Here is a 14398-nt window from a genome sequence, read left to right as displayed (position 1 = left end):
ACAGTTGATTTACTGACACCAGCAAGTTCTGCTAGTTCTTTGTTCTCGTGAACTGGTGTGTCAAATTGGTTGGTTTTAGACTGTTCTGTGATGACTGGTTTATCCATTTTGTGACTCTCTGTTTTTGATGGTTTTAGTTCAGCTGAACCAAAACCATTGTTATTGTGGTTTGGATTATTTTTATTAGCTTTTTCCAATGCTTTCCTTCTTTTTTCTCTAGCTCTTTCTTGAATATCTCCGATTAAATCTTTTGCGTTTAACACAATGTTCAATCTTTGATTAGCTGTTAAATTTCTGCGTTCAACTGCTGTATCTCTTACAAACTTAAGAGCTTCATCCTTTTCAAGATTTTCTCTAATTGCTTTGACTGTATTAGTGTTTAGCTCTTTTAAAGCTTTCACTCTATGACGACCGTCCAACACTGTGTTATCCCAATTGATATGAATCGGCGTATGTTGACCTTGCATTTCGATATTAGCCACTAGATCATCAAATTCTTTTTCAGTCATTTCTGGGACAAGTTGGTTGATATCATCGTCGAATTTTAGTTTGTTTATTTCGATGTTTTCTATTTCTTTCAATTCATTTCACCTCCTATTAAGTTGTTTGTTTGCGCTTCTCCTTAAATGCTAAAATGATTGATTCCTTTTTATTATTCCTGAATACGAAATTTTCGTATTCGTTGCCTAAAAAAATATCATCGTATTTAACATTAAAAGCGTCTATATACTTCGAAAGCAAACTATCCTTTATATTAGTAGAATCTTTTTCCATATTTTGAATTGTGCGTGATGATACTTGGAATAAGTCTCCTAATTCTTCTTGAGTCATACCATAATCAGTTCTTAACTCTTTTAATGTTTTCATGTTGTCACCGCCTTTCGGTAACTCTAATATAATACGATTTTTTCGTATTGTCAACATAAAATTCGATTTTTTCGTAAAAAACTTTACTTTGATATGAAAATTTCGTATAATGCGAAATAAGGAGGTTGTGACCTATGAACAAAGAACGCAACAAAATTATTGCTAATAATATAAGAAAGTATTTAAAACAATCTACTATGACTCAAAAGCAATTAGCTGAATTAATTGGTATCAAACCATCTACATTAAGTGATTATTTAAATTTACGCTCAAACCCTTCACATGGGGTAATTCAAAAAATAGCTGACGTTTTCGGAATTGTTAAAAGTGACATAGACACTACATATAAAGAAGACAACGACATCACAACTGTGTACAATCAACTCACACCTCCACGCCAACACAACGTTCTAGACTACGCAAAACATCAATTGGAATTACAAAATAGTACAAAGGATAACGTCGTAGATTTCAATGACTACAAGGATAACAAAGTAAACGAAGCGTCTGTGTATGGTTATGTTTCCGCTGGTACTGGCGAACAGATTTTTGATGAGCCTCAATTTAAAGTAGCGGTGAAAGGTGATGTGCCTATTCATGATCTAGCACTGCAAGTAAATGGTAATTCAATGGAGCCTATGTTTCATGATAAAGAAGTTATATTTATAGAGAAAACACATGAAATTAAAAATGGCCAAATCGGAGTATTCATTATTGATGGTGAGGCATATGTAAAGAAAGTATATGTGGAAGACGACAGATTGACATTAGTTTCACTCAATAAAGAATACCCTGACTTGCACTTTTACGAGAACCAAAGCGTAGAGCTGGTGGGGAAAGTGATTTTATAACCCCCTCCACTCTGGGGCGAAGGAGGTAGAGGATGGGAAGTAACGAAGTTAATAGTATAAAGGAGGTTGAGGGAGCCAAGTGTCAAAATTTAATTTTAATCAAAGAATTCACAAACTAAAAACTTCAGGCAACTTTAAATTTAAGAATATAGATCACCAATTACACTATTTGCTACGTAAATTCGAATCAGAAAAGAAGCACAAAGGTTATTACCCTAAATTTAAACAAGGAGATATTGTTTTTGTTGATTTCGGCTTAAATATAAATCATGAGTTTTCAAATTCTCACTTTGCTATTGTTTTAAATCATAATGATAGTAATAAAGAAGATATTATAAATGTTGTTCCACTTTCCTCTAAATACAATCCTAAGTATCTCAAAATAAATATTGATATAAAAATAAAATATATAAAAAATGCTATAAATACACTTAATGATAAAAAGAAAGAGTATGAAAAGCTTTTGAAAGAATTAAACGAATTTAATCCATACGAAATGTCTGATGAAGAGGTTCAATTAAAGTTTACTGAATTTATCAAATGGAAAAATGCATCATCTCCAAAAATTAATAAGATTGATAAAGACGTTAAAAAAACTGAAGATGCTATTGAAAAGCTTAAAAATTTAAACAATCAAACTTATGCATGCGTTAATTCGTTTCAGCCTATTAGCAAATTTAGAATTAAGAATATTTATCCCAAGGAAATCAGTAATGTAAGCGTTGATACTTTAACACTTTTAGCTATAATAAATAAAATAAATTTAGATTTGCTTTCCTTGCCAAAAATCGAATAAGGTGCTACTATACCAATATATAAGGGTTTAACCCCTAAACATTATTGATATTCGCTATTCATCTACGAATAGTAAACCGTGTAATCTTATAATTATAAGTGGCACCTATTTTATATAGGTGTCTTTTTTTATGCAATTCAGGGTACACCACCGTACCCTTATTATTTTTACCTTTTTTGAGGAGGAATGTTAATGAAAGTAGCAATATACACAAGAGTAAGTACGTTAGAGCAAGCAAACGAAGGTTATTCTATCGGAGAACAAGAGCGAAAATTGAAACAGTTTTGTGATATAAACGATTGGAAAGTTGTAGATGTTTATGTAGATGCTGGTATATCAGGCGGTTCTCTTGAACGTCCATCTTTACAAAAGTTACTTAAAGATATTGATAAGTTTGATATGGTACTTGTTTATAAATTAGACCGCTTAACACGTTCAGTACGTGACTTACTGGACTTATTAGAAATCTTCGACCAGAACAACGTTGCTTTTAGAAGTGCAACAGAGGTTTATGATACTACAAATGCAATGGGACGCCTATTTGTTACTCTAGTAGGCGCAATGGCAGAGTGGGAACGTGCCACAACGAGAGAGCGTACGTTATATGGTAAAGAAGGTGCGTTAGAGAGTGGTAAATATCTCGGTCATGTTCCTTTTTATTACGATCTAGTGGATAACAAATTGATTCCAAATGAAAATAGAAAGTACGTTGATTACATTATTAAGCGACTTAAAGAAAATATATCAGCAACACAGATTGGTAAAGAATTAAGTAATATGAAAGACACTCCCGTCAAGTTCAATAAGACAATGGTAATTCAAATACTACACTCACCTACTGCACACGGACACACGAAATACGGTAAATTTTTCAAAGAGAATACACATGAACCTGTCATTACTCAAGAAGATTATAATACAGCTATAAAGATATTAAGTACCCGCAGACATACGTATAAACAAAATCACGCTTCTATTTTTAGAGGTAAGATAGAATGTCCTAATAATTGTGGCAGATTTTTACATCTAAATGTAAACAAAATCAAGCGTGCTGATGGGAGCTACTATCTAAGACAATATTATAAATGTGATAAATGTTCTAGAGAGAAAAAGCCTTCTACCATTATCAGATACGATATGATGCAAGAAGCGTTTATTAAATATCTTAACAATTTAAGTTTCGATACAATCGAACCTCCTGAAAATAATGATGACGAAGAAGAATTCGAAATAGATATCGCTAAAGTCATGCGTCAACGAGAAAAATATCAAAAAGCATGGGCTATGGATCTAATGACTGATGACGAATTTAAAGCAAGAATGAAAGAAACAGATACGTTGTTAAAACAAGCCTCTGAAAAAGAAGTTGAAAACCATGAACTAGAATTTGAACAAGTAGTTAAGATTCAAAAATTACTACAAAAAAGTTGGGAGAACTTGAGCGAAGATAAGAAAGAAGATTTGGTGGCAGCGACTATAGATAAAATCCAAATCGAACTGATAAGAGGAAATAAGACAGTCAACAGTCCTAACGAGGTTAAGATTAAAGATGTTTCATTTCTATTGTAGTGTGTGGTGTTAGCATTTTGATTGTGATGTTTTTACCAATACAGAATTTATAGATGTTCGGCACGATGAATGCGACTAAGAATGCTGCGATTAATCCTTTAGTACCTAATAATTCAATGCTGATACCATCTTTGATTGGTTTAACTGCTAAGATTAATAACGAAGCTTCAGCAGCTACGAAAGTTGAAATTACGTTGATTTGGTTCGTTTTAGGTAATTTCAAGTTTCTGTTGTCGGTAAGTGATTTAGTTACAGTACCTGCCATGAAGACGGCTAACATACCCATCGTGAAGTTATAAACTTTCATGATGATGTCTTCAATGTTTTTAGGCCAGTGGAATCCCCATACGTTTGGTACATAAGCTACCAAGATAAATAAAGATGAGAATAAAACGACTGGCATTAAAGCTACGAAACCATCACGGATTGCAGTTAAATACGGGTTAGATGCAATCTTTTCAAAGAAAGGTTTCATTTTTTCAATCATTTTAATAATTTTATTCATGCTGTCACCTGCTTATTAGTGTTTTAAATCACGGAGTTGTTCATATAAGTCAATCATGTAGTTTGCTGCGTCTCTCAAAGCCATTGTAGTCATCAAATGGTCTTGACCGTGAACCATGATAAAACTAATATCAGATGCTTCTCCTGCTGCTTCTTTCGCTAACATTTGCGTTTGTTCCTTATGTGCTTCTGTGATAAAGTTGTTGGCTTCAACAATGTGTTGACGTGCTTGTTCAAAATCGTTTTCTTTAGCAGCGGCTAAAGCTGCCATTACTTCTCGACGTGCATCACCTGCAATCGCAACGATTGTGAAACCAATCATCATGTTTTCTTCTTTGTTGCTCATGGTGTTTCCCCCTTAGGTTGAATTAAAATGTGTAATTTACAATTATCAACGCCAACGATACAACATGAACATATAAAAAATTATCGCAGCTTTTTATGTTCGTTATTGTTCGTTTTTGTTCACAATAATAATGTAACTTTTTAACTCGTACTAGTCAATTCAAATTTTAAAAATTATAGTTGTTTCAAGCTATTTATGACAAATAAGTTACATAATCTACATAAAATTGACAGCGCTTTAAAGATTTGAATGAATTCCCTTTCATTTTGACGTAAAAAAAGACTACCTAGGCATTAACCTAAGTAGTCCATTTCGTATTTAAAGATTAGTCATCTTTTTCATTTTTTAAAATTTTAGCTGTTTTTGCATCCAAGCTGAACTCTTGTTTAGAGTTGCCTTTTTGCAAGTCTACATCGTAAACGAATTTACCTTCGTCACTATCTCTTGATAATGACCATTCATGGATATCACCATTGAAGTTGTCTTTCGCTTTTTTGATGATTTCATCATAAGGTTTGAAGTCTTCATATTTGAATGATTTTGCTTTGTCATAATCATCTTCTTTTTCAGTTGATTTATTCATGACTTTGCCATCTTTACTGTTGATGATAACTTCTCCTTCTTCACCTTGTTTTTGTAAATCGATTTTATATGCCCATTTGCCTTGTTCTTTTTCAAATGAGATTTCTTTTAATTCACCATCATATTCTTTCTTAGCAGTTTTTACTGCATCTTCAGGTTGAGTTTTAATATCTCCTAGTTTAATAACGTTACTGTTTTTACCAGTCTCGCTTGTACCAGAAGTATCACCTTTTTGTTTTTGTTCTGTATTGGCTTTTTGTTCTGAATCATTTTTGTTTTCATCGCTTGATCCGCCTTGTCCACATGCAGCAAGTACTAAACCGGAAGCGACTAATAAAGAAAGCATTTTTTTCTGCATATCGATTCCTCCTTGTATTTATATACCCGTTACGCCATGAATTATTTAAATTATTCCCAATATTTTGTGTTATTATACATTTAAATATATTGTTTTCTCTTTATTTGAGAAATTGTTTCCAAACAAAATAGACTGTCTCGCTCTACATATCACTGTAGATGAAACAGTCTATTACTTCACTTTTTTATTCTACTGTTTTGCTTTTTTAGTAGGATCTGGTTGTTTCAGATAATCCATAAAAATCTTTTTCATTAATGTTTCATTCTTACCAACTGGTTTTTGATAGTTAGTGCCCATCACTAATATATAATCCTTATTGAAGTAGCAAGTAAATTGTTGCCCATAAAAGATACCATTCGCACGCGCACTCTGACCAAAACTGTAAAAGCCATAACGATATGCATGTGGAAACTCTTTGGTGTTCACTGCATGTAAGAGTTGATTTGTAGTATGAGCATTAAACATCTTCTGATTTTGTAATGCTAAGACAAATTTCCCCATGTCTCTAGGTGCCATATACAAATTACCTGCCCCATAATATTGATCCATGTATGCAGGAAACTCTGGTATTTTTAATTCATTATAGCCTTTAGCCATATAAGGTTTATAAGCAGTGTTATTGTAAAAGGCTGTTTGGTTCAATTCATATGGTTGCACAAAGTTTTGATTGAAATAATCTGCATATGACATCTTAGTGACCGCTTCAATCACCCGCGCTAACACAATATAATTCGCATCATTATATTGATGCTTTCTAAACATATCCGGCTGCAACCCTTGTTCCTGCAACATATGAACTGCTCCATCTATACTATGGATATTCGTTTTCGGGCGAAACATTTGTATACCGCTTTGATGCAGCATAAAATCACGCAGAATCAAAGGTTCATTGGTTTGAAACCAAGGTAGATATTTTGTCACTTCATCGTTGATGTTGAGTTTACCTTCTGTTTCTAACTTTTTAAGCATCATACCTGTCATAAACTTTTGCGCTGACCCAATCAAATACATTGAATTAGGATTCGTCTTTTTACGATTGATAAAGTCTTGATAACCATATCCTTTATCCATCACGAGTTTACCTTGGTAATATATCGCAATATCACTATTGAACTTTTGTTTTTTCAAATATTCATCAATGGCTGTATAGCGCACATTCTTTTCATTCATTACAGTTTTATAACTTCCAACTTGAACTGATGGATGATTATCTTTAGTTTTCAAAAGGTTATGATGATGTCCGTATTGTTGAAAATGTTTCCAATTTAAATAATAAGTTATCACACCGGCTATAAGTGCGACCATTAGTAATAAATATCATTATCTTTATTAGTTTTCTCTTCATTGTTGTCCTCTTCACTTGATGTCACGTCTTGAAATGATACGTTAGTTGATTTGATATCGTTTTTGTTTTGATATTAAAAAACGGTTTAAATCAAATGACTCCGCTTTTTTTAGTTGGATCTGGCTGATGTAATTGTTTCACAAAAATATCTTTCATATAGTGTTCATTAACGTATTTCGGATATTGATAGTTCGTTCCCATTACCACGATATAATCTTTGTTAAAATAGCTGGTCATTTGATGACCGAAAAACATACCATTAACACGATTACCATTATCATAACTATAAAAGCCGTAACGATAAGGTTCATTGTAAGTTGGTGTGTGTAATTCGTATAATAACCCTTCCGTATCTTTTGGAGATAAGATTTTATTTTCTTGCAAGTTTGCGATCAGCTTTGCCATATCTCTCGTTGACATAAACAAATTACCTGCACCGTAGTAATGGTCCATAAATTTTAAAGTCATCGGTTGTTTTTCAGCATTGTAACCTTGTGCCATAAACGGTTGATATTGTGTTTCATTATAGAAAGCTGTTCTATATAATTGGTTCGGATTTTTTAATTTTTCATCAAAGTATTGATCAAATGACTTGTGTGTCACTTTTTGGATAACATCAGACAATATAATGTAGTTCCCATCATTATATTGATGTTTATGATATTTACTCGGTTGAATGCCTGCACGTTGTAACTCTCTCGCAACATCTTCATTACTGTGTGCTGTATTGCTGCCAGTAAATTTCTTTAAACCGCTTCGATGCAGCATTAAATCCTTCAAATAAAGGGGTTGCTCTGTTTTAAACCACGTCAAATATTTATCCAATCGGTCATTAATATTTATTTTGCCTTCACTTTCTAATTGTTTCAATAATAAGCCTGTTGTGAACTTTTGAGAAGAACCGATCAAATACATAGAGTTCGGTGTATTTTTCTTATTCTCTTCAAAATTTTGATAGCCATACGCTTTGTCCATAATTAACTGACCCTTATGAAAAATCGTAATTGTACCGTTAAAACCTTTTCCTTTTAAATATGCATCAATTTTAGGGTCTACTGCATTATCTTTCATTACAGTATAGTAATTTGCTTTTTCTTTTGACTGTGCGTTTCCACTTATTTTCGGTAGTTGATGCTGACTATAGCTTTGATGATGTTTCCAATTTAAATAAACCGAAAATACACCAACCAACAACGTAACTACAACGACAAAGATAATGCCGTTCTTTATTCTTCTATTCATTCATTTCCTCTTTTATCGATATGTCTTTCTTGTTTGTTTAATTCATTTTTATTAATCCAAATACGTTTGTTCAAATTGTGTAACAACAGCTTCTAAATCTTCAACATTTAATGAGAAGTACACTTTAATTTTAGGTTCTGTACCTGAAGGTCTTAACGCGATAAAGCCTTCATCTAAAATGAAGCGGATTAAGTTGCTTTGTGGTAATGTTGTTTCCACTGTTTGATGATTGACTAAGTCTGTAATGGTCTTCGTTTGATAATCTTCAATTTGTTTCACTTTTAACCCAAGTAATGTATCTGGTTGTTCTTTTCTGAAACTTTCAAGTAAATCATTTATTTTTTGTCTGCCTGAAGCACCTTCAAATTTAGGTGAAATCGTTTTGTCTTTGAAGATACCTGTCAAAGCATAAACTTCATCTAAGACACCTTTAAACGTTTTACCTTGTTGGGCTAATTCATTTTTGTATTTAACCACTAATGGAATCATTTGAATCGCATCTTTGTCTCTTGAGAATGGTGCTGCTAGATAACCATGGCTTTCTTCATAACCTAATACCAATTGTTCATCAGTATCTTGTTTGTTTTGAAGAATTTCAGAAATAAATTTGAATCCTGTTAAAACTGTATTACTTTCTAAATCTAATGCTTGTGCTAAGCGATCACTGGCTGCACTACTGACGATAGATTTCACCATGTATAACGGTTGGTTTGTACCTTCTGCTTTTAATTGGTCATGACGCAGTTTTAATAAGATTAAGCCGATTTCATTGCCGTTGAAGTAACGGTGTGTGCCATCTTTGTAGCGTTCGATCATGCCGAAGCGGTCAGCATCAGGATCCGTTGCTAAAATCAATTGGGCATCTTCTTGATCAGCTAAACGTAAACTATACGTAAAGGCTTGTTCTTCTTCTGGGTTCGCATAAGCAACTGTCGGGAAGCTGCCGTCAGGTTGTGACTGTTCTTTTTCGATGACATAATTGCTGTAATTTAATTTTTCAAAGATTTCGGATAGAATCGGTAGACTTGTACCATGTAAACTTGTTAACGCAATTTTTTCAGTCTGCGTTGGAATTGAATCAACTAATTTAATTACTTCTGCTTTATAAGCTTCTGTAACATCCTCTGATAAGTATGTAATGAAGCCATTGTTTAGTCCTTCTTCAAAATTTCCGCCTTCAATGTCTAATGGATCTTCAATTTGATTAATATAACTACTTAACATCTCAGAAGGTTGAGGCAATAATTGACCGCCGTCTGCACCATAAATTTTAATTCCATTATATTCTTTAGGATTATGACTCGCTGTAATCATAACACCAGCGTCTGCTTCTAAATAACGTACCGCAAATGATAATTCAGGTGTAGAATTATAACGTTTGCCTACTACAGCTTTCACTTCATATTGTGCTAGTACTGCTGCGATTTCATGTGCGAATTCTTCTGATAAGAAACGTGTATCAAAATGAATCACGACTAATGATTCAGGTTTATGTTCGCTTAAATATTTAGCTAAACCTACCGCAACTTTACGCACTGTAAAGGCATTTAAACGGCCAGGTCCTAAACCGATTAACCCTCTGATACCTGCTGTACCAAAAGCGAGTGTATCTTCAAATCCTTCATTTTTAATATTTTCAGTTTGATCTTTATAAAACGCTGAAACTAAACTTTCATCTATCTTGTTTTCCCAATTCAATTTCATACTTACTTATGCTCCTCTCTATGATTTAAATCTACTATAAGTCAATAGTCCTCAATAATAGATAATATTACTTCACTTCAATAGTTTTATTATAACTTATGTTTTTCAGATTGACATACATCTCTGGACTAAATATTCTCACTGACCCAAGACTGAAGTTCTGTTAAATCATAATGGTTTTTTATATCTTTTGATACATTTTCAAGTGTAATACTAGTTAAAGTATTTATTAAAGTTTCCTCAATAATTGTTAATGATTCAGTTACCGCACATTTTTGTGCTTTTTCACCTTCATTTTCACCTAAAAAATTACGTAACAAGTGTTGGCTCGCGAATATTTTCCCTCTGCCTTCTACTGCCATGAACACATCATAAAATGTAATTTCTTCTAAAGGTTTTTCTAATGAAAATCCACCATTTTTACCTGGCGTTGAAATAATAAGTCCTTCATTTACGAGTAACTTAATAATTTTCTTTAAATATGAATGTGAAGTATTTAATCGTTCGCTTAAAGCAAGTGAATTGATACTTTTTCCGTCAGGTAATTCATTTAATATAAGTAAAACATAGATAGATTGTTCCCATCCTGATGATAATTTCATATTGACACACCATCCTTAAAGTTTTAATTTATACATTAGAGATAAACAATATCCCTAATAGAGATTTATACTTACAATTATTGTATAATTTTTTCTAATTTTTTTAAATGAAAGTGAGGAGATATACCATGGAAAAGCTAAGTTCTAAACATACGTTTCTTTTCAGTATAATTTTCACAACAATTTTTATGGGTTCTTCGTTTCCTACAGGAAAATATTTAATATCCGTTGATGGTACACCTCCATTTTATATTGGCGGATGGCGTTTTTTAATCGCAGGTCTACTTATGTTATTAATCACCCTTGTTTTACGTGGTTGGCGCCCGCTCGTGCCCGCTTCTAATCAAAACATTACTAAAGGAACAATCCTTGTCATTGTTATTGGCTTACTGCAAACAGCTGGTACAATGGGCTTTTTAAATTTATCAATGGCTAAAGGATTGTCATCTTCAATGTCATCTATCATTTTATTTACAAACCCTTTATGGTTAGCTTTTTTAGCCCATTTTCTATTAAATGATAAATTGACAAAATTAAAAGTATTAGCGTTATTTCTAGGTATTACAGGTGTAGTAATCTGTTTAGGATTAGATAAATCAACTTTAGGTATCGGTGCATTTTATGCACTCTTAGGATCTTTATGTTGGGCTGTCAATACAGTAGTCACTAAAATGGTTGCTTTCGATAAAGGGCCATGGGTCCTCACAGGTTGGCAACTATTTATCGGCGGGTTTATCATGTTGATTATTTCTGCTGTTTCCAATGAACATTATCATATTTTCGACTTAAGCTTTTTTGGCTGGTTTAATTTAATATGGCTTATTATCCCAGCATCTATCGGATCGTTCGGCTTGTGGTTTTTAAGTCTTCGTATCGGTGGAGCTACAGTCGCAAGCAGCTTCTTATTTTTAGTCCCAGTTTCTTCAACAATTTTCTCTATTATTTGGTTACATGAGAAATTTACTTTCAGCTTAGTAATCGGCGGTTTATTTGTAGTGATTGCTTTAATAATCGTTAATCATCATTCAGCACAGTCAAACGAGTGATGTAATTTATTAGAAGTTTTTCTGATTTATCTTTAGTAATCTGCTGTTTTGTGAAATAATAAGTGGGATACAAAGTTTGTAATTTAGCCATATTAGTATTAAAATATATGGTTATAATGAGCAAAATTATCGGCAATCCATGAGCGGTGCATTAGCTGCCTATTTATAGGATTGCTACATCTTAAAATTGAAACCGGGAGCAAAACTAATGAATAAAATTTTCAAGTATTTTTTAATACTTCTTTCACTCGTCCTGGTCATTATTCCTATTATTTTCGCAGTGATGTTATATAAAACTTCTAGAAGCGCAATCGATTCATCGTTCAGCGATAATTCCAATAGAGTATCGAATTTACGTGATGGTAAAGTCAATCCTGCAAAGGAGCCGATTTCTATACTTTTTTTAGGAATAGATGATAACAAAGGCAGACGAGAAGGCGGTCAAGCCACTGAGAAGTCACGCACAGACGCAATGATTCTTTCAACATTCAATCCTGATAAGAAACAGGTCAGAATGTTAAGTATTCCACGAGACACTATCAGTTATATTCCTAAAGTCGGTTACTTTGATAAAATCACACATGCGCATGCATTTGGTGGACCGAATGCTTCAATGGATGCAGTAGAAGCTACATTAAATGTACCAGTCGATTACTATGTACGTATTGATATGGACGCTTTCGTACAAGCTGTTGATGAACTTGGCGGTATTTATTATGATGTGCCATACAATTTAAATGAGCCGAATACAGGCGATGATGGTCGTATTAAAGTCAAAAAAGGCTATCATAAATTAAATGGCGATCAAGCATTAGCTGTAGCTAGAACAAGATATCATGATTCCGATTTAAAACGAGGACAACGTCAAATGGATTTAATTAAAATCCTCGCAACAAAAGCGCAAAAATTAGATAAAGTAAACAAACTTGATAACTTAATTAAAATTGTAGGTAAAAACTCAAAACATAACCTTTCAAACAAAGATATCCAAAAATTACTTACGACTTACCTTCCAGCTGATTTAGATATTAAAACAGCCCAAATCGAAGGAGATAACGAATTACTTAATGGTATCTATTATTACAATCCAGATATCAAAAGCATCAAGAAATATGCGAACTTACTACGTTCGGATTTAGGTCTATCTAAAATCAAAGATAAAGATGAATTCTTAAACGAACGCGTTATCAAACAATATGGTGAATTACTACCATTAACACCAATTGATGACAGTTTACTAAGAGACAATCAAAAAGATACGACTGAAGATGAAGAATCTGATGACCAATCTCAAGATGAACAATCAAATAATAATCAACAATACGATAATTCGGGTAATGAACAGTGGAATAACCAACAAAATCCAAATAACGGCTTTAATCAAAATCAGAACCCAGGTAATCAACAAAATCCGAATATGAATAATAACCCAGCGCAGCAACAAGCGCCTTCTGGTCAAGACTTTTATTAGAAAGAGGAGCGATAACGTATGCCACGTAAAACCTATGAGAAATTAAATAATATCAATGGAATGTTCGGTATTTTAGAGCAACAAATCATCCACAGTAAAGATATGGCACATTTCAGAAATGAATTCTTCTATGTGAACCATGCGCATAGAGAGAATTATGAAGCGTTACTGCTTTACTATAAAGATAGTGTTGAAAATCCATTTATTGATGGTGCTTGTTATATCGTTGCCCTGCCTGAAATCTTTGATCGTGTAGACGTATTCGAATCTGAACTACCCTTCTCTTGGGTTTATGATCAAAATGGAATTACTGAAACCATGAAAAGCATCAGTGTTCCAATTCAATATTTAATTGCGGCAGCTCTTGAAGTGACTGACGTTAATATCTTTAAACCATCAGGTTTCACAATGGGTATGAATAACTGGAATATTGCGCAAATGCGTATATTCTGGCAATATACAGCCATTGTGCGTAAATATGCCCAATAATTAATTAATCGTTACAGCGCATGAATGCATGCATCTGTAACGATTTTTTTGTACGCTTATATCGTATCTAAAAAATAAATATGAGGATGATGAATATGTTTAAAATCGCAAAAAGCAAAAAGGAAATGCAAGATGTGTTTGATGTAAGAATCGAAGTCTTTGTGCATGAACAAAATGTACCTTTAGAAAATGAATTGGATGAATCCGAAGATGTCTCTAAACATATTATCGGATATGATGATAACCAACGCCCTATTGCGACTGCACGTTACAGAGATTACAATGGTGTTGCAAAAATGGAACGTGTTGCAGTTTTGAAAGATTACAGAAAACAAGGGATTGGTCGCGATTTAATGAAATATATTGAAACAATTGCGAAAGACGATGGATTTTCAAAAGCAGTTTTAAATGGTCAAATTCAAGCACAAGCTTTTTATGAATCACTGGGTTATAAAGCCGAGGGCGACGTATTTCTAGAGGAAAATATTGAACATATAACAATGTCGAAAGCGTTATAATTTCTATGAAATTTACAATTTTTATAGATTAAAAGCCATATTAATGTAACATTTAGTAACTATTTACTTTATAAACAATTGAGCACTCACATTAAGGTTTGATTACAA

The 14398-nt window shown here is 33.1% G+C and carries 16 protein-coding genes; 7 read left to right on the top strand and 9 right to left on the bottom strand.

Going from position 1 to position 14398, the window contains the following annotated elements:
* Both HMPREF2846_RS04520 and HMPREF2846_RS04515 read right to left on the bottom strand, forming a co-directional pair.
* Positions 1–581 (bottom strand): ParB N-terminal domain-containing protein (locus HMPREF2846_RS04520; protein WP_141751862.1); only part of this gene is annotated, 581 nt, incomplete at its 3' end.
* Between the two features lie 16 nt (positions 582–597).
* Positions 598–867, bottom strand: a complete 270-nt coding sequence (locus tag HMPREF2846_RS04515; protein ID WP_057510385.1) for a helix-turn-helix transcriptional regulator — start codon at positions 865–867, stop codon at positions 598–600.
* Positions 868–1001: 134 nt separating this feature from the next.
* Here HMPREF2846_RS04515 and HMPREF2846_RS04510 point away from each other — a divergent pair, with 134 nt between their 5' ends.
* From HMPREF2846_RS04510 to HMPREF2846_RS04500, 3 genes are all read left to right on the top strand, one after another.
* Entirely contained in the window at positions 1002–1718 is a 717-nt protein-coding gene (locus HMPREF2846_RS04510; protein WP_070625893.1) for an XRE family transcriptional regulator, read from the top strand.
* 79 nt (positions 1719–1797) lie between these two features.
* Positions 1798–2514, top strand: coding sequence for a type II toxin-antitoxin system PemK/MazF family toxin (locus HMPREF2846_RS04505; RefSeq protein WP_070625891.1), 717 nt, complete (start codon positions 1798–1800; stop codon positions 2512–2514).
* 192 nt (positions 2515–2706) lie between these two features.
* Positions 2707–4083 carry a recombinase family protein gene (locus HMPREF2846_RS04500; protein WP_070625889.1) on the top strand — a complete coding sequence of 459 codons (1377 nt, stop codon included), beginning with the start codon at positions 2707–2709 and terminating at the stop codon, positions 4081–4083.
* On the opposite strand, the gene HMPREF2846_RS04495 is transcribed toward HMPREF2846_RS04500, so the two are convergent.
* The 7 genes from HMPREF2846_RS04495 to HMPREF2846_RS04465 form a co-directional block, all read right to left on the bottom strand.
* Entirely contained in the window at positions 4058–4588 is a 531-nt protein-coding gene (locus tag HMPREF2846_RS04495) for a PTS transporter subunit EIIC (RefSeq protein WP_070625887.1), read from the bottom strand. The genes HMPREF2846_RS04500 and HMPREF2846_RS04495 overlap by 26 nt on opposite strands.
* A gap of 15 nt (positions 4589–4603) precedes the next feature.
* Entirely contained in the window at positions 4604–4933 is a 330-nt protein-coding gene (locus HMPREF2846_RS04490) for a PTS lactose/cellobiose transporter subunit IIA (RefSeq protein WP_002480473.1), read from the bottom strand.
* Positions 4934–5258: 325 nt separating this feature from the next.
* A complete protein-coding gene (locus tag HMPREF2846_RS04485; RefSeq protein ID WP_057510943.1) occupies positions 5259–5873 on the bottom strand; it encodes a PepSY domain-containing protein in 615 nt (204 codons plus the stop codon).
* A gap of 189 nt (positions 5874–6062) precedes the next feature.
* Entirely contained in the window at positions 6063–7178 is a 1116-nt protein-coding gene (locus HMPREF2846_RS04480; RefSeq protein WP_141751861.1) for a serine hydrolase domain-containing protein, read from the bottom strand.
* A gap of 130 nt (positions 7179–7308) precedes the next feature.
* The gene (locus HMPREF2846_RS04475) at positions 7309–8460 is read right to left on the bottom strand and encodes a serine hydrolase domain-containing protein (protein WP_070625885.1); all 1152 of its coding nucleotides are present in this window, start codon (positions 8458–8460) and stop codon (positions 7309–7311) included.
* A 51-nt stretch (positions 8461–8511) separates the two neighbouring features.
* On the bottom strand, positions 8512–10164 hold the full coding sequence (locus HMPREF2846_RS04470; protein WP_070625883.1) for a phospho-sugar mutase: 1653 nt from the start codon (positions 10162–10164) through the stop codon (positions 8512–8514).
* A 128-nt stretch (positions 10165–10292) separates the two neighbouring features.
* A complete protein-coding gene (locus HMPREF2846_RS04465; protein ID WP_057510946.1) occupies positions 10293–10766 on the bottom strand; it encodes an RrF2 family transcriptional regulator in 474 nt (157 codons plus the stop codon).
* Positions 10767–10894: 128 nt separating this feature from the next.
* On the opposite strand from HMPREF2846_RS04465, the gene HMPREF2846_RS04460 reads away from it, so the two are divergent.
* From HMPREF2846_RS04460 to HMPREF2846_RS04445, 4 genes are all read left to right on the top strand, one after another.
* Positions 10895–11812: a DMT family transporter gene (locus HMPREF2846_RS04460; RefSeq protein ID WP_070625881.1), complete on the top strand. Its 918-nt coding sequence runs from the start codon at positions 10895–10897 to the stop codon at positions 11810–11812.
* Positions 11813–12020: 208 nt separating this feature from the next.
* The gene (locus HMPREF2846_RS04455; RefSeq protein ID WP_023015849.1) at positions 12021–13283 is read left to right on the top strand and encodes an LCP family protein; all 1263 of its coding nucleotides are present in this window, start codon (positions 12021–12023) and stop codon (positions 13281–13283) included.
* 18 nt (positions 13284–13301) lie between these two features.
* The gene (locus tag HMPREF2846_RS04450) at positions 13302–13772 is read left to right on the top strand and encodes a DUF2538 family protein (protein ID WP_002480465.1); all 471 of its coding nucleotides are present in this window, start codon (positions 13302–13304) and stop codon (positions 13770–13772) included.
* Between the two features lie 95 nt (positions 13773–13867).
* Complete coding sequence (locus HMPREF2846_RS04445) at positions 13868–14290, top strand: GNAT family N-acetyltransferase (protein ID WP_070625879.1); 423 nt, start codon at positions 13868–13870, stop codon at positions 14288–14290.
* Positions 14291–14398: the final 108 nt, after the last annotated feature.

It is taken from the genome of Staphylococcus sp. HMSC056G08 (assembly GCF_001812305.1).
In the GTDB taxonomy this organism is placed as follows: Bacteria; Bacillota; Bacilli; order Staphylococcales; family Staphylococcaceae; genus Staphylococcus; species Staphylococcus simulans.
This window is presented reverse-complemented; position numbering and strand designations above follow the sequence as displayed.